The organism is Streptomyces pratensis, from assembly GCF_016804005.1.
GTDB lineage: Bacteria > Actinomycetota > Actinomycetes > Streptomycetales > Streptomycetaceae > Streptomyces > Streptomyces pratensis_A.
This window is the reverse complement of the sequence record NZ_CP051486.1, coordinates 2,729,142-2,742,805: the sequence shown is the minus strand read 5'-3', so window position 1 is coordinate 2,742,805 and position 13,664 is coordinate 2,729,142. Positions and strand designations below refer to the sequence as shown.

10 protein-coding genes are annotated in these 13,664 nt (G+C 71.5%); 6 read left to right on the top strand and 4 right to left on the bottom strand.

Going from position 1 to position 13,664, the window contains the following annotated elements:
* Positions 1 to 144 precede the first annotated feature (144 nt).
* Positions 145 to 2,559 carry an endonuclease/exonuclease/phosphatase family protein gene (locus tag HED23_RS11800; RefSeq protein ID WP_203183354.1) on the top strand — a complete coding sequence of 805 codons (2,415 nt, stop codon included), beginning with the start codon at positions 145 to 147 and terminating at the stop codon, positions 2,557 to 2,559.
* 49 nt (positions 2,560 to 2,608) lie between these two features.
* Here the strand turns inward: HED23_RS11800 and HED23_RS11795 are convergent, their stop codons facing one another.
* The 3 genes from HED23_RS11795 to HED23_RS11785 are packed head-to-tail and all read right to left on the bottom strand — an operon-like array spanning position 2,609 to position 5,136.
* Positions 2,609 to 3,613, bottom strand: a complete 1,005-nt coding sequence (locus HED23_RS11795; RefSeq protein WP_203183353.1) for an alpha/beta fold hydrolase — start codon at positions 3,611 to 3,613, stop codon at positions 2,609 to 2,611.
* An 18-nt stretch (positions 3,614 to 3,631) separates the two neighbouring features.
* On the bottom strand, positions 3,632 to 4,906 hold the full coding sequence (locus HED23_RS11790) for a beta-ketoacyl-[acyl-carrier-protein] synthase family protein (protein WP_203183352.1): 1,275 nt from the start codon (positions 4,904 to 4,906) through the stop codon (positions 3,632 to 3,634).
* On the bottom strand, positions 4,903 to 5,136 hold the full coding sequence (locus HED23_RS11785; protein ID WP_203183351.1) for an acyl carrier protein: 234 nt from the start codon (positions 5,134 to 5,136) through the stop codon (positions 4,903 to 4,905). Before HED23_RS11785 ends, HED23_RS11790 begins: the two co-directional genes overlap by 4 nt.
* Positions 5,137 to 5,376: 240 nt before the next feature.
* Between HED23_RS11785 and HED23_RS11780 the strand changes: the two genes are divergently transcribed.
* From HED23_RS11780 to HED23_RS11760, 5 genes are all read left to right on the top strand, one after another.
* Positions 5,377 to 5,820, top strand: coding sequence for a nitroreductase family deazaflavin-dependent oxidoreductase (locus tag HED23_RS11780; protein WP_203183350.1), 444 nt, complete (start codon positions 5,377 to 5,379; stop codon positions 5,818 to 5,820).
* 76 nt (positions 5,821 to 5,896) lie between these two features.
* A complete protein-coding gene (locus HED23_RS11775; RefSeq protein WP_203183349.1) occupies positions 5,897 to 6,628 on the top strand; it encodes a nitroreductase family protein in 732 nt (243 codons plus the stop codon).
* 320 nt (positions 6,629 to 6,948) lie between these two features.
* Positions 6,949 to 8,490, top strand: a complete 1,542-nt coding sequence (locus HED23_RS11770; protein ID WP_203183348.1) for a peptidoglycan-binding protein — start codon at positions 6,949 to 6,951, stop codon at positions 8,488 to 8,490.
* A gap of 158 nt (positions 8,491 to 8,648) precedes the next feature.
* Positions 8,649 to 9,398, top strand: a complete 750-nt coding sequence (locus HED23_RS11765) for a hypothetical protein (protein WP_203183347.1) — start codon at positions 8,649 to 8,651, stop codon at positions 9,396 to 9,398.
* Between the two features lie 193 nt (positions 9,399 to 9,591).
* Positions 9,592 to 9,756 carry a hypothetical protein gene (locus HED23_RS11760; RefSeq protein ID WP_203183346.1) on the top strand — a complete coding sequence of 55 codons (165 nt, stop codon included), beginning with the start codon at positions 9,592 to 9,594 and terminating at the stop codon, positions 9,754 to 9,756.
* Positions 9,757 to 10,007: 251 nt separating this feature from the next.
* Here HED23_RS11760 and HED23_RS11755 read toward each other — a convergent pair whose 3' ends face one another.
* On the bottom strand, positions 10,008 to 13,658 hold the full coding sequence (locus tag HED23_RS11755) for a S8 family serine peptidase (RefSeq protein WP_238442260.1): 3,651 nt from the start codon (positions 13,656 to 13,658) through the stop codon (positions 10,008 to 10,010).
* Between the last annotated feature and the right edge of the window lie 6 nt (positions 13,659 to 13,664).

Below are 13,664 nucleotides of genomic sequence, written 5' to 3'. Positions count from 1 at the left end.
TGCAACTGGGGCCGGCCTCGCACGGCGCCGAACTGTGCGGCGGAGATGGGGTAATGACGCCCGGAATTAACCTCGGGTCTCTTGCCACGACGAGTCTACGCGCATAGCTTTTGGCCCCTCACTACACATTTGGGGGCAGTTCCCGTGCACATAGCCAGACCCGGCTCCGCCCTGCTGGCCGGCGCCGTCGCCGTGACCCTTTCGGTGACCGCGCTGCCCGCCGCCTTCGCGGCACCGTCGTCGTCGGCCGTCATCTCCGAGGTGTACGGCGGCGGAGGCAACTCCGGCGCGACGCTCACCCGTGACTACATCGAGCTGGCCAACGCCGGCGGGACCGCCTTCGGCCTGTCCGGCTTCAGCGTCCAGTACCTGCCGGGCACCCCTTCCGCCGGATCGCTGTGGCAGGTCTCCGCGCTGTCGGGTGCCGTCGCGCCGGGTGGCCGCTACCTCGTGGCCCAGGCCGCGGGCACCGGTGGCACGGTGGCCCTGCCGGCCGCCGACGCGACCGGCACGGTCGCGATGTCCGCGGCGAGCGGCACCGTCGCGCTCGTCTCCGGTACCACGCCGCTGACCTGCAAAACCGCGGCGGAATGCGCCGCCGACACCCGGATCGTCGACCTCGTCGGTTACGGCTCGGCGGTCGTGCGGGAAGGCAGCGGCCCCGTGACGGGTGCCTCCGCCACCGCCTCCGTGGCGCGCGGCACGTCCCTGGCGGACACCGACGACAACGCCACCGACCTGGCCTCGGGCACCCCGACGCCCGTCAACGCGGCCGGCGAGACCTCCGGCGGGTCGGGACCGGGCGAGCCCGGCGGGCCGACCGAGCCCGGCACGGTGCGGGTGCACGACATCCAGGGCACGACTCGGCTCTCCCCGCTCGCCGGACAGCCGGTCACAGGGGTCCCGGGCGTCGTCACCGGCGTACGGACCTCCGGGTCGCGCGGCTTCTGGATCCAGGACACCGCTCCGGACACCGACCCCCGCACGAGCGAGGGCGTGTTCGTCTACACCGGCTCGGCAGCCCCCAACGTCGCCGTCGGCGACTCCGTGCTGGTCAGCGGCAAGGTCGCCGAGTACTACCCGGCCACCGGGGCGCAGTCGCTCACCCAGATCACAGCCCCGCTGACCACGGTCCTGTCCTCGGGCAACCCCCTGCCGGCGGCCGTCGTCCTCGACGCCTCCTCGGTGCCGGACGGCTACGTGCCGACGGCCGGCGGGGGTTCGGTCGAGGCCCTCGCCCTCGACCCGGCGGCCTACGCCCTGGATCTGTACGAGTCGCTCGAGGGCTCCCGCGTCACGATGGCCGACACCCGGGTCACGGGCGCCACGACGGCCTACGACGAGGTCTGGGTGACGGTGAAGCCGAGGGAGAACCCGACCCGTCGCGGCGGCACCCTGTACGCCTCCTACGACGACCAGAACACCGGCCGCCTCAAGGTGATGTCGCTGAACACCTCTCAGCCCGTCCCGGAAGCGAACGTCGGCGACGTGCTGTCCGGCTCGACCACGGGTGTCGTCGACTACGCGTCGTTCGGCGGCTACAACGTGCAGGCCACCGAGCTGGGCACGCTGAAGGACAACGGCCTGAAGCGCGAGGTGACGCGGAAGCAGAAGCGCAAGGAACTCGCCGTCGCCACCTACAACGTGGAGAACCTCGACGCCGCGGACGAGCAGGACAAGTTCGACACCCTCGCCGAGGGTGTGGCGGTCAGCCTGGCTTCCCCCGACGTCGTGTCCCTGGAGGAGATCCAGGACGACAACGGTGCGGTGAACGACGGCACCGTGGGTTCCGAGGCCACGCTGAAGCGCTTCACGGACGCGATCGTCGCGGCGGGCGGCCCCCGGTACTCCTGGCGCTACGTGGCACCCCAGGACGGCCGGGACGGCGGCGAGCCCGGCGGCAACATCCGTAACGTCTTCCTCTTCAACCCCGAGCGGGTCGACTTCGTGGACCGCGCGGGCGGTGACGCGACCACGGCCGTGCAGGCGGTGAAGACGAAGAAGGGCGCGGCCCTCTCGGTCTCGCCCGGGCGGGTCAACCCCACGAGTACGGCCTGGGACAGCAGCCGCAAGCCGCTGGTGGGCGAGTTCCGCTTCCGCGGCGAGGCGGTCTTCGTGATCGCCAACCACTTCGCGTCCAAGGGCGGCGACCAGCCTCTGCACGCCCGCTACCAGGAGCCGGTACGCAGCTCGGAGACGCAGCGGGTGCGTCAGGCGGCGGAGGTCAACACCTTCGTCACCTCGCTGCTGAAGGCCGACAGGTCCGCCCGGGTCGTCACGCTCGGCGACCTGAACGACTTCGCCTTCTCCCCCACGATGGAGGCGCTGACCAGTGGCAGGGTGCTCAGGCCTCTGATCACCACCCTGCCCGTGGGCGAGCAGTACAGCTATGTCTACGACGGCAACTCGCAGACGCTGGACCACATCCTGACCAGCCCCGCGATCCGTCGCTTCGACTACGACGTGGTGCACATCAACGCGGAGTTCGCCGACCAGGCGAGCGACCACGACCCGCAGATCGTGCGGATCGACGTGAAGGGCGGGGGCCACCGGCACTGACACCCACGGTGAGCCACCGGCCGGAGGCGCCGCCACCCCGGCCGGTGGCTCACCGTGGTGCGGGTGAACCCGGGTACGGAGGCCGTGCCGGTGCGGTGTCCGCCGGAACGGCACCGCCGGTCCGCGCCTGGTGCGGGAACCGGGCCTCGGCCTGATCGCGCGGCCGGTCCGTGGAGGCCTGATCGCGCGGCCGGTCCACGGGCATTTGATCGAGCGGCCGGTCCGTGAAGAATCGGGTCACGAGGGCGGCGACCTCGTCCGCCCGCTCCAGCACGACCCAGTGGTCCGATTCCGGCAGCGTGCGGAAGCGGCTGCCCTCGATCGTCCCGGCGAACTCCCGCTGGAGCTCCGGCGGGGTCACCGTGTCGTGTTCCCCCGCGAAGACCAGGGACGGCACGCCCGACAGCCCGCCGGAGAAGTCCGGCCGGTCCCCCAGTGCCCGCCGCAGCGAATCGGCGGCGTGCGGCGAGTGCGCGACAGCGTGGAGGAAGGAGCGCCGCACGTAGCGGCGGGCGAGTTCCCTGCGGTGCACGGGCCGTTGCGGGTCAAGGCACATCAGCCCGTCGGCGGCCAGCGTCGCGAAGCCCTCCGCGTCTCCGTCGGCGAGCGCCCTCGTCGCCCGGTGCCAGTGGGTCCGCCGGTCCTCATCGATGTGGGTGGGGACACCGCCGAGGACGAGCCGGGCGATGCGCCCCGGGTCGTGCTGCGCGCAGCCGAAGGCGACGGCGGCGCCGTAGGAGTAGCCGAAGAGGTTGATCCGGGAGGCGCCCAGGTCGTCGATGATCCCGGTGAGGGCCTCGCGCAGGACCGGGGCACTGGGGCCGGACGGCAGGGGGTCGGCCGTGCCCATGCCGGGCAGGTCGGCGGTCACCACATCGGCCACCGGGCCCAGATGGTCGTCCATCTGCGGCCAGCCGAACATGCCCTGCAGCGCGCCGCCGAGCACGACGACGGGCTCGGTGACCGGTCCGCCGGAGCCCGGGACACGGGGCAGCAGGCGATAGCCGTAACGCAGTCCGTCCACGGTCAGGGAACGGATGATCTCCTCGGGCACGATGCTCCTCGCTTCCCGTCAGGCCCTGGTGAGCACGAGTGCGGCGTTGTGTCCGCCGAAACCGAGCGAGGTCTTGACGGCGCAGTCGAACCCGGCGGGCCTGGCCTCCTTGCTCACCACCTCGACCGGGATCGCGGGGTCGGGCGCGTCCAGGTTGACGGTCGGCGGGACGAGTTGGTGCTGGAGCGCGAGGACGGTCAGCGCCGTCTCGATGCCGCCCGCGGCCCCCAGGGTGTGCCCCGTCATGGCCTTCGTGGACGTCACGAGGGGGTGTGCGCCGAGGACGCGGCGCAGCATGGTCGCCTCGATGAGGTCGTTGGCGACGGTCGACGTCCCGTGGGCGTTGACATGGCCGATGTCCACGGCGTCGATGTCCGCGTCGGCCAGGGCGGTGCGCAGCGCCCGTTCGATGCCGAGGCCGTCGGGGTCGGGCGCGACGGCGGAGTGGGCGTCGCTCGAAGCTCCGTAGCCGGCGACACGGGCGCGGACGACGGCGCCGCGGGCTCGGGCGTGCTCGGGACGTTCCATGACGAGGAGGCCGGCGCCCTCCCCGACGACGAAGCCGTCGCGGTGCGTGTCGAAGGGACGGCAGGCGGCCCGTGGGTCGTCGCGGCGGGTGGAGACGGCCCGCATCTGGCAGGCACTGGCGATCAGGAGCCGGGAGCGGACCGATTCGGCACCCCCCGCGACGACGATGTCGCAGGCCCCGGTGCGGAGCATCTGGTGGGCCGTGCCGATGGCCACGGTGCCGGACGAGCACGCCGTGGACACGGCCTGGCTCGGGCCGTGCACGCCGAGGTCCATGGCGACGCTGCTGGCGGCGCCGTTGACGACGCTCAGCGGGGCGAGCTTCGGGGAGACGCGCCGCGCACCGCGCTCGGTGAGGGTGGTGTGCTGTTCGTCGTAGAAGGGCAGGCCGCCGTGGGCGGAGCCGATGACGACGGCGACCCGTCCGCTGTCCCAGACGGCGGGGTCGAGTCCGGCGTCCGCGACCGCCTCGCGGGCGGCGATCACGGCGAGCTGCGAGAAGCGGTCCATCAGCCGCTGGGCGGCCACGCCCAGGACGGCCTTCGTGTCCAGGGCTTCGACGGTGTACATGAAGTCGCAGGGCAGCCCGTCGAGTTCCGGCAGATGCGGTACCGAGGGGGCGGCCGCCGTGCCGCACACGCCGTGCCACGCGTCCTCGACTCCCACGCCGGCGGCGGTGACCAGGCCGATGCCGGTGACCGCGGCGCTGAACGGCTCGATGCCCGGCCGGGCGGACCTGCGCGCGAACGGCCCCCGGCCCGTCACGCGCCGACCTTGCTGCGCACGGCCTCGACCAGGTGGGCGACGGTGTCGCGCGAGGACAGGACGACGTCCTCGAGATCGACGTCCATCCGGTCCTCGATGAGGAGCCGGAGTTCCTCGAGGGCGAGCGAGTCCAGCCGCAGCTGCCGGAGCGGCACCTCGGGCCGGATGGTTTCCGGATCGGTTCCGAACCTGGTGACGAGCAAGGCGCTGATCTCTTCCGAGGTGCTCATGGGGACGCTCCTCCGCTCTCGGTACGCGGTGACGCCGGCCGCGTGGGGGGTGAGATGGCCATCGGGGACGCCGGCTGCTCGGGAGGGACCCTTTATACGCCTTCGCGGCCGCTGTTCCCGACCCCGTTCCCCCGTGCGGTGGGGGAACGGCCAGGTGTGCGATTCCGGCGCGCCGCGGCAACGGGTGACACGATGGGTACGGACGTACGGACATGAGGACCTACCGGAGGACGAGCAGCTGTGGCGACGGAGCAGCACGACGGGGCGGTACGAACCAGCCCGGCCAAGTGGGTTGCAGCGCAGGCGGAGTTGTACGAGTCCTCGGGCGGGACGAAGGGCACCACCCAGCTCGGGGTGCCCTGCCTGCTGCTGGACTACGTCGGCCGGCGCAGCGGTGCGGTGCGCCGGACGGTTCTGATGTACGGGCGGGACGGCGACGACTACCTCATCGTCGGGTCGAACGGCGGCTCGGACCGCCACCCCCTCTGGTATCTGAATCTGCTGGCCGGACCCGCGGTGGACGTCCGGGTCGGCACGGAGCGCTTCCCCGCCCTCGCCGAGACGCTCTCCCCCGAGGAGAAGGAGCGGGTGTGGCCTCATCTGGTGGAGGTCTTCCCCCGGTACGCCGAATACCGGGCGCGGACGGACCGCGACATCCCGGTGGTCCGGCTCCGACGACGCTGACCTGCGCCGGACCACGGGGAGCCGAGGCACCAACAGGGCTCCCCGTGAGGGGGCTTGAGCCGTAAACTCCGCGATCATGACATTCGAAACGGTGTACGCCGACGCCCCCGCCCCCGACGGGCCCGCCCTCTTCCCGACCATGGCCACCATGCGTGCCATGCGCCGCCTCAAGCCGGACGCCGTCCCGGACGAGACGATCGACCAGCTCATCCAGGCAGCCGTCTGGGGGCCGAGCGGCGGCAACATGCAGTGCTACGAGTACGTGGTCGTCACCGACCGCGCGGTGATGGCCGAGCTGGCCCCGCTCTGGAAGCGGTGTGTGGACGCCTACCTCGCGACGACCGGCAAGCACGCGCCGAAGGGCATGGACGGCGCGGCGTACGGGCGGATGGTGGCGGCGATCGAGCACCAGCGCGACCACTTCGCCGACACACCGGCACTGATCATCCCCTGTTACAAGTTCCCGGAGCCGCAGTTCGACGAGGAGGGCCTGGGCGTCTACGCGGAGTCGCTCGGCCCGGCGGGCCTCGACCACATGGCGAACACGCAGACCCGCTTCCAGGCCCTCGCGGAGGGCTCCTGCGTCTATCCCGGCGTCCAGAACGTCCTGCTCGCGGCGCGGGCGCTGGGGCTCGCGGCCAACCTCACCATCTGGCACCTGATGCTGGAGCAGGAGTGGAAGAAGGCCCTCGGCATCCCCTCGGACACGCACACCTTCGCCGCCATTCCGGTGGGGTGGCCGCAGGGCAACTTCGGGCCGGTCCGCCGACGGCCGGTGGCCGATGTCATCCACCGGGACCGCTGGTAGCCGCACCCGCACACCGTCACCCTCCGAGGGGGTGACGGCCCTACCGGGCCACCAGCCGGCCTGCCCGCCCCGGCCCACCGGACGCGGCGGGGCATCGCCCCTCCGGAGAGGCTCCTTCGGTCCTCCGGAGGGGCCCCACGGGCCCACCGGAGCGACCCCGACCGGAAGCTTCAACTCCATTGGAGTGAAAGGGAGTTGGACACGCGAAGGCGTCATTGTCATGCCCTGAGCAGATAGATAGCCTGTGCGGGCTCAGCGGCCCTCGGCCCACCCCCAACCGGTCCGGCGGCCTCCCTCTCCCCCACAGACCTGGAGCAGGTATGCCCCGACGCCCCGCAGGCCACGCCCGAGGCCACGCAGCCGTTCTGGCCTCTCTCACCGTCACCGCCCTCGTCGCCACCGGCGCCCCGGCCGGCGCCGCCCCCACTGCGGACCCCATGAATCAGGCCTTCGAACGGGCCGCCGAGAAATTCGACGTACCGCGCGACCTGCTCGCCGCCGTCGGCTACGGCGAGACGCACCTGAACGGACACGCCGGGCGCCCCAGCCAGGACAACGGCTACGGCGTGATGCACCTCGTCAGCAACCCGTCCAACCACTCCTTGGAGAAGGCCGCGACGCTGACGGGCAAGTCCACGGCCGATCTGCGCAAGGACACCGCGGCGAACATCCTGGGCGGCGCGGCGGTGCTGCGGAACCACGCCGACACACTGGGCCTGGACGGGACCGAACGGGCGGACATCGACGCCTGGTATCCGGCCGTCGCCCGCTACAGCGGGGCCGCGGGCGCCACCGCCGCCCTCTACGCGGACACCGTCTACACCTTCCTCGCGCAGGGGCTGCGGGCAACAGTCGCCGGAGGCGAGCGGATCACCGTCACCTCCCGCCCGGTGTCGCCCGAGAAGGGCGCCCTCGCGCAGTCCGAGGCGGCCGCCCCGAGCCCTGACTACCCGTCGGCGCTCTGGGTGGCGGCGAACTCCGCCAACTTCGCGACGGGCCGTACGGCGACGGTGGACAAGGTGGTCGTCCACGTCACGCAGGGCTCGTACGCCGGGACCATCAGCTGGTTCCAGAACGCGACGTCGAAGGTCAGCTCCCACTACGTGGTCCGCTCATCGGACGGCCAGATCACCCAGATGGTGCGCGACAAGGACACCGCGTACCACGCCAAGAGCGCGAACGCCTCGTCGCTCGGCATCGAGCACGAGGGCTTCGTCGACGACCCCTCGTGGTTCACCGACACGATGTACCGCTCATCGGCGGCCCTGACGAAGTACCTGTGCGACCGGTACGGCATCCCCAAGGACCGCGCGCACGTCATCGGGCACAGCGAGGCCCCCGGCAACGACCACACCGACCCGGGGACCAACTGGAACTGGGCCTACTACATGCAGCTCGTCGGTGGCTCCGCCAGCGGGGCCGACGGGCTGAGCTTCGGGTCGTACTCCACGCAGAAGAAGGGCTCGACCGGCCCCCAGGTCAAGGCCGTCCAGACACTGCTCAACCAGCAGGGTTACGAGGCGGGCGCCGCGGACGGCATCTTCGGCTCCACCACCGAGAGCGCCGTACGGACGTTCCAGACCGCGCGTGGTCTCGGCGCCGACGGCATGGTCGGCCCGAAGACCTGGACCGCGCTGCTCTCGGCCGGCACCACACCGGTACTCGTCACGGGTGCCTCGGGTGACGCGGTGAAGCGGGTACAGCGGGCTCTCACCGCGGCGCTGGGCAGAACCGTGACCGCCGACGGGGCCTTCGGCGCCAACACGGACAAGGCCGTCCGCGACTACCAGAGCACGCGGAGCCTGTCGGTCGACGGAAGCGTCGGCCCCGCCACCTGGACCGCGCTGCAGTCCGGACGCTGATCCCCGGCCCGCCGGACCCCGTCCCGGCGCCTGCCCGTTGAGTACGCGTACTCATGTCCCGGTCCCCCGGTACCAGGACGATGAGGCCGAGCAGGCGCTGGGCACGGCGGGGGACCCGTTCGCGGGAACGCTTCGGGACGAGGTGGAGGGGGACGGCCATGGGACGGTTCGTGGGGGCGGTGCTCGCGGCGGCGGTACTGGCCGGAGCACTGGTGCTGGCCTACGCGTCCGGGATGTCGGCCTCGCTGCTGCTGGGCGCGGCGGCGGGAGTGGCGAGCCTGCTGTGGCTGCTCGTCCTGCTGACGGTTCCGTGGAACCTGTACTTCCGGGCGCACACCGTACTGGCCGAGATCGGCGTGAGCCGCGGGAAGGGCCTGGAGGTGCCGAAGGAGCGGGACGTGGAAGCGGCCCGGATCGCGCGGACGATGCTCCGGGTGGCCGTGGGCGGCCATGTCCTGACAGGGGCGCTGGTCGTGGCGGTCACAGCCGCCACCGGCGAGGTCACGGGTTACTGGTTCGCCGGGTTCTTCCTGCTCAGTACGGTCTTCCGGCCTGCGGGAGCCTACTTCGGACAGCTGCGACGGCGGCTGGGCACACTCGTCAAGGACGTGACGTTCCCGCGTGACGACGTAATGGAACTGCGCGAGCGCGTCGGGCACCTCCACGACGGTGCGAGGGTCCTGGAGACGAAGGCGGAGGAGCAGTACCTGGCACTGGCCGAGGTGCGGCGGACCATGGACGCGCTGAACGTCTCCGTCCACGGCCGGGCGGACGAGGCGGACCGGAAGATCGCCGCGCTCGCGCGCGAATTCGAGTCCACGATCGACCGCCTGACGGACAACCAGGAGATCATCACCGGTCTGAAGGCGTTCCTGCGCCTGCTGCGGACGGCCGACGGCGCAGCGTGACACCACGCGCCCCCGGTCCGGCGGGGCCGACCGCCGCGTCCCTCGTGGAACGCGACGCCCTGACGCCGTCCCGGCCGCCCACGCACTCCGGAGCGCATCCGGAAGGCACGGGTACGCCTTCCCCCGGGCATCGCCCACCGGCGAGTCTGGGCCCTGTCGGCACCCGGCCGACGGGACTCGGAGGGCGTCGGACATGACTCGTACGCAGTCGAATTGCGGAGCACTCACCCAGAAGGGCACGCGCTGCCGGCGACTGGCGATGAAGGACGCCTCGCGGTGCGACCGGCACCGTGGCGACTGGTCGAAGTACACCGTCGCACGGCGCAAGGCACAGGAGAAGGCTGCCCGCCGCAGGTGAGGACCCCGCGGGTGGGAACCGTCCGCGTCCGGGGACGGCGCCCGTACGGAACGGCCGCCGTACGGAGCGGCCCGGTGAGCGTCGGCCTCCCGCAGGCCAGGGCGCATGCCCTGAAGCACTGCCCGGCGCGCTTCGGGCGGTGAGCGGGCCGGACCCACGGCACGACGCGGTGGTCCCGCACCCCGGCGCGGGATGTGGGACCACCTCGACCGGACTCTTCAGCCGGTCGCTTCAGGGCGAGGTCCAGCGGGTCACTTCAGGCCGAAAGCCTTGATGATCTCCTGGTCGACGGCCAGACCGCCGGGGCCCTCGGTGTGTGCCTTGAGGGAGACCGAGGACGCGCCGTCGGCCGGAGTCCGCAGCTTCGCGGCCCACTCGCCCGACGAGCCCTTGCGCAGCTCCACCGCACTCCAGGACTTGCCCTCGTCGTAGCTGACGGACAGCGAAGCCTTGGTCGCCTTCACCGCTCCCTCCAGCCACGCCTGGGTGCCGGACTCGATGCCGACCTCGATCTGCCTGCCCGCCCTGACGTCGCCCGCCAGGTCGGTGGCCACGTCGTAGTCGAGCTGGAGCAGCGGGATGTCGGCCTGCTGTGTGCCGTCCGGCAGCGCGCCCGAGACGAAGTTCCACTCGGTGTGCGTCCGCGTGGAGGTCTTCCAGGTGGCCTCGTCCCGCACGGAGTCGATGACCAGGCGGTACGGCACCTTCTCGGGCGACAGGTCCCAGGCGTAACCGGCCCGGCCCGCACCCTTCTTGATCAGGGTGTCGCCCTGGTAGAAGGCGTAGGACGTGGTGTCGTACTCGTTCTCGGGCATCGAGCCGGAGTGGCCCTCACCCGAGTCCGTCCACGGCGTGATGTTGAACTGCATGTCGTTGTACGAGGTACGGAACGGTCCCCAGTACGCGGTGCCGAGCCGGGGGCCGATCACGGGGGCGAACCAGTCGGCGCGGTAGGTCCTGCCCGCCGTGTAGTCCAGCTCGGCGCTGCGCACCTCGTGCGCCGTGTCGGAGGCGTCGGCGTTCAGCACCGAGTGGTTCTCGTACCAGAACGAGTCGCCCGGCAGCGGGTTGACCCACTCGGTGCGGGTGCCCGGGAACTTCTCGTACTCCTCGAAGCCGAGGCCCGGGCCGTAGTCCGGGATGTCGTAGCGGTAGCCGCCGCCCAGGGTCGCCTTGTGGCCGTAGAAGGTGTTCTCCACCTTCGCGAGCCGGCCTGCCGACGGGGCGAAGGCCAGCGAGCGGTCCGGGACGATGCCGTCGTGACGGTCCACCAGGTCGTAGACGTAGGAGGCGAACTTCTTCTGGTCGACGGAGAGCTTCTTGCCGCGCTGAGCCGCCTTGATCAGCGTCTCACCCGCGATCGTCTGCACCGAGGCGACCGGAATGGTGGTCTGCTCGCCGTACGGCACGTAACTCTCCAGCGCGACTCCACGGCCGTCGTTGACGACGAAGAGCGCCTTCGCGCCCGCCGCGAGTGCGTTGGCCAGTCGCTCGGCGGGCGGGACGGCGTCACTGCGGGTGACGACGACGGCCTTGCCCTTGACGCTGCGGCCCTTGTAGTCGGCCGCGGCACCGTTGCCGGCGAAGACACCGGTGAGCTTCTGCTCGCTGTCCTCGGCGACGACCGAGCCGATCTGCACCGTGACCGGGACATCGTGGCCGTCGGCCGTCAGGTCGATGAGCTCCTCGCCCTGGCGCCAGCGGGTGAGGAAGCTGAAGCTGCCCTGGGTGACCTTCTTCGTCGGCAGGGCCCACAACTGGTCGTAGATCAGCGGGATCTGGAAGGCGTCACGCTGGACCACGCCCTCGGGGGACGTGCGGGCCATGTCGTACCGCAGCTGCCGGGTCTCGGTCTCCTTCGGGGTGCGCACGCTGACCTTGCGGGCCTTGGAGGCGTCGAGGGTGACCGTGGTGGCCTTGTCGAGGATCGTCTCGGGGGCCGCGAGGAACGCCACGGCCTTCGAGTCGGTACGGTCGCCGTCGATGTCGGCTGAGGTCCAAGCGGTGTAGTTGCCCGGGGGCAGCCGCAGCGTGGTCTCACCGGAGACCTGGACGAGGCCGAGCTGCGTGTCGCCGAGCGCGGCGAGGACCACGACGCCGTCCATCGGCGCGCCCGCGCGGTCGCGCAGACGGAGCGTCAGGTCGTAGAGCTCCTGCTCCTTGTTCACCGCGAAGCCGGTGTGGGCCACCGTCGTACCCGACGCGTCGGTGGCGACGACCTGGCCGGAGAACCGGGTGTCGTTCGCGACCTTCGACGGGTCGATCGAGAGGACGGCCTCAGCGGTGGAGCCCGCCGGGACGGTCAGCTCCGACGCGGACAGGGTGTACGCGGCGGCGTCCGTGTCGGTCGCCAGGTTCAGCGTGACGTCCTTGTCACCCGTGTTGCGGTAGGTGATGGTGCGCTTCGCGACGGCGTCCTCGGCGCTGTGCGGCCAGTCGTACGACGCGACCTCGACAGAGCCGGTGGCCTCGATCGTCGTGTCGATGGCGGCCTTCACGTCGAGCCGGCCGGTGCCCTGCTCGTACGGCGTGTAGTCGGGCAGTTCCTTGGACGAGCTCATCAGCGCGTCCTTGATGCGCTGACCGGACCACTCGGGGTGACGCTGCTTCAGGATGGCAGCCGCGCCGGCGACGTGCGGGGTGGCCATCGACGTGCCCGACATCGACTGGTACATGCCTTCGATCCCGGGGACCGACTGCGAGGCGGCGGCGTTGATGTCGACGCCGGGGGCGGACAGGTCGGGCTTCAGACCGTGGGACCGCACGAGCGGGCCCATGGAGGAGAAGTCGGCGCGTGCGTCCTGCTTGTCGACGGCCGCGACGGTGAGGGCGCTCGCGGCGGAGCCGGGTGACCCGATGGTGCCCGCGCCGTAGGAGTTGCCCGCGGCGATCACGAAGAGCGGACCGCCGTCGGCGGAGAGCGCGTTCACGGCCTGCGACATCGGATCGGTGCCGTCGTCCGGGACGCTGGAGCCGAGGCTCATGGACACGACGTCGGCGCCTTCGGCCTTCGCCCACTCCATGGCCTCGATGATGCCGGAGTCGGCTCCGGATCCCCCGTCGCCGAGGACCTTGCCGACGATCAGGTCGGCGGCGGGGGCGACACCCTTGTCGGCTCCGTCCGAGGCCGCACCCGAACCGGCGATGGTGGAGGCCACGTGCGTCCCGTGGCCGTTCTTGTCGTCGACCTCCTCGCCCGGCACGAAGCTCTTGGTCTGCTTGACGCGGTCCTTGACGTCCGGGTGCGTCGCGTCGATGCCGGTGTCCAGGACGGCGACCGTGGTGCCCTTGCCGTCGAAGCCGGCGGCCCAGGCCTCAGGCGCGTTGACCTGCGGCACGGAATCCTTGAGGGCTGTCTCGACCTTGCCGTCCAGCCACAGCTTCGCGATCCCGTTGTCCAGCGAACGGCTTTTCTCCGTACGGGAGATGTCGCTCCAGAACGCGCGGGCTTCACCCTTGTCCGCCTTGAGTGCCGCACCGTTCACCGACTCGAGCCGTCGAACCGTCTTGCTGCCGGCGGGGGCGGCGGGAAGCGAACGCGCGGTGCTCGCGGCGTAGGTGGCGATCAGCGGTATGCCGCCCGAGCGCCGGTCGTCGTAGCCCATCTCGACCAGCGTCGAGATGTTGAACAGCCGGCGGTCCAGCTTCTCCGCCGCGATGAGGGCGGTCGCCTCGTCGGGGATGACGTAGATGTCCTCCCCGGCCTGCTGCACATGCACGCCGCCCGTGGCGCCTTCCGGGCGGTCGACGGTGACGGTGTCCTGGTTGCCCACGCCGTCCGTGTAGTGGACGACGTCACCGGTGAGCAGCGTGACGGCGTAGTCGCGGGCCTCGGATCCGTGGCGGTCCTCGGAGGTCGGCGGCTTCGGAGCTGCGGCGGCGGAGCCCGCCGTGGGGAGCATGGCGCC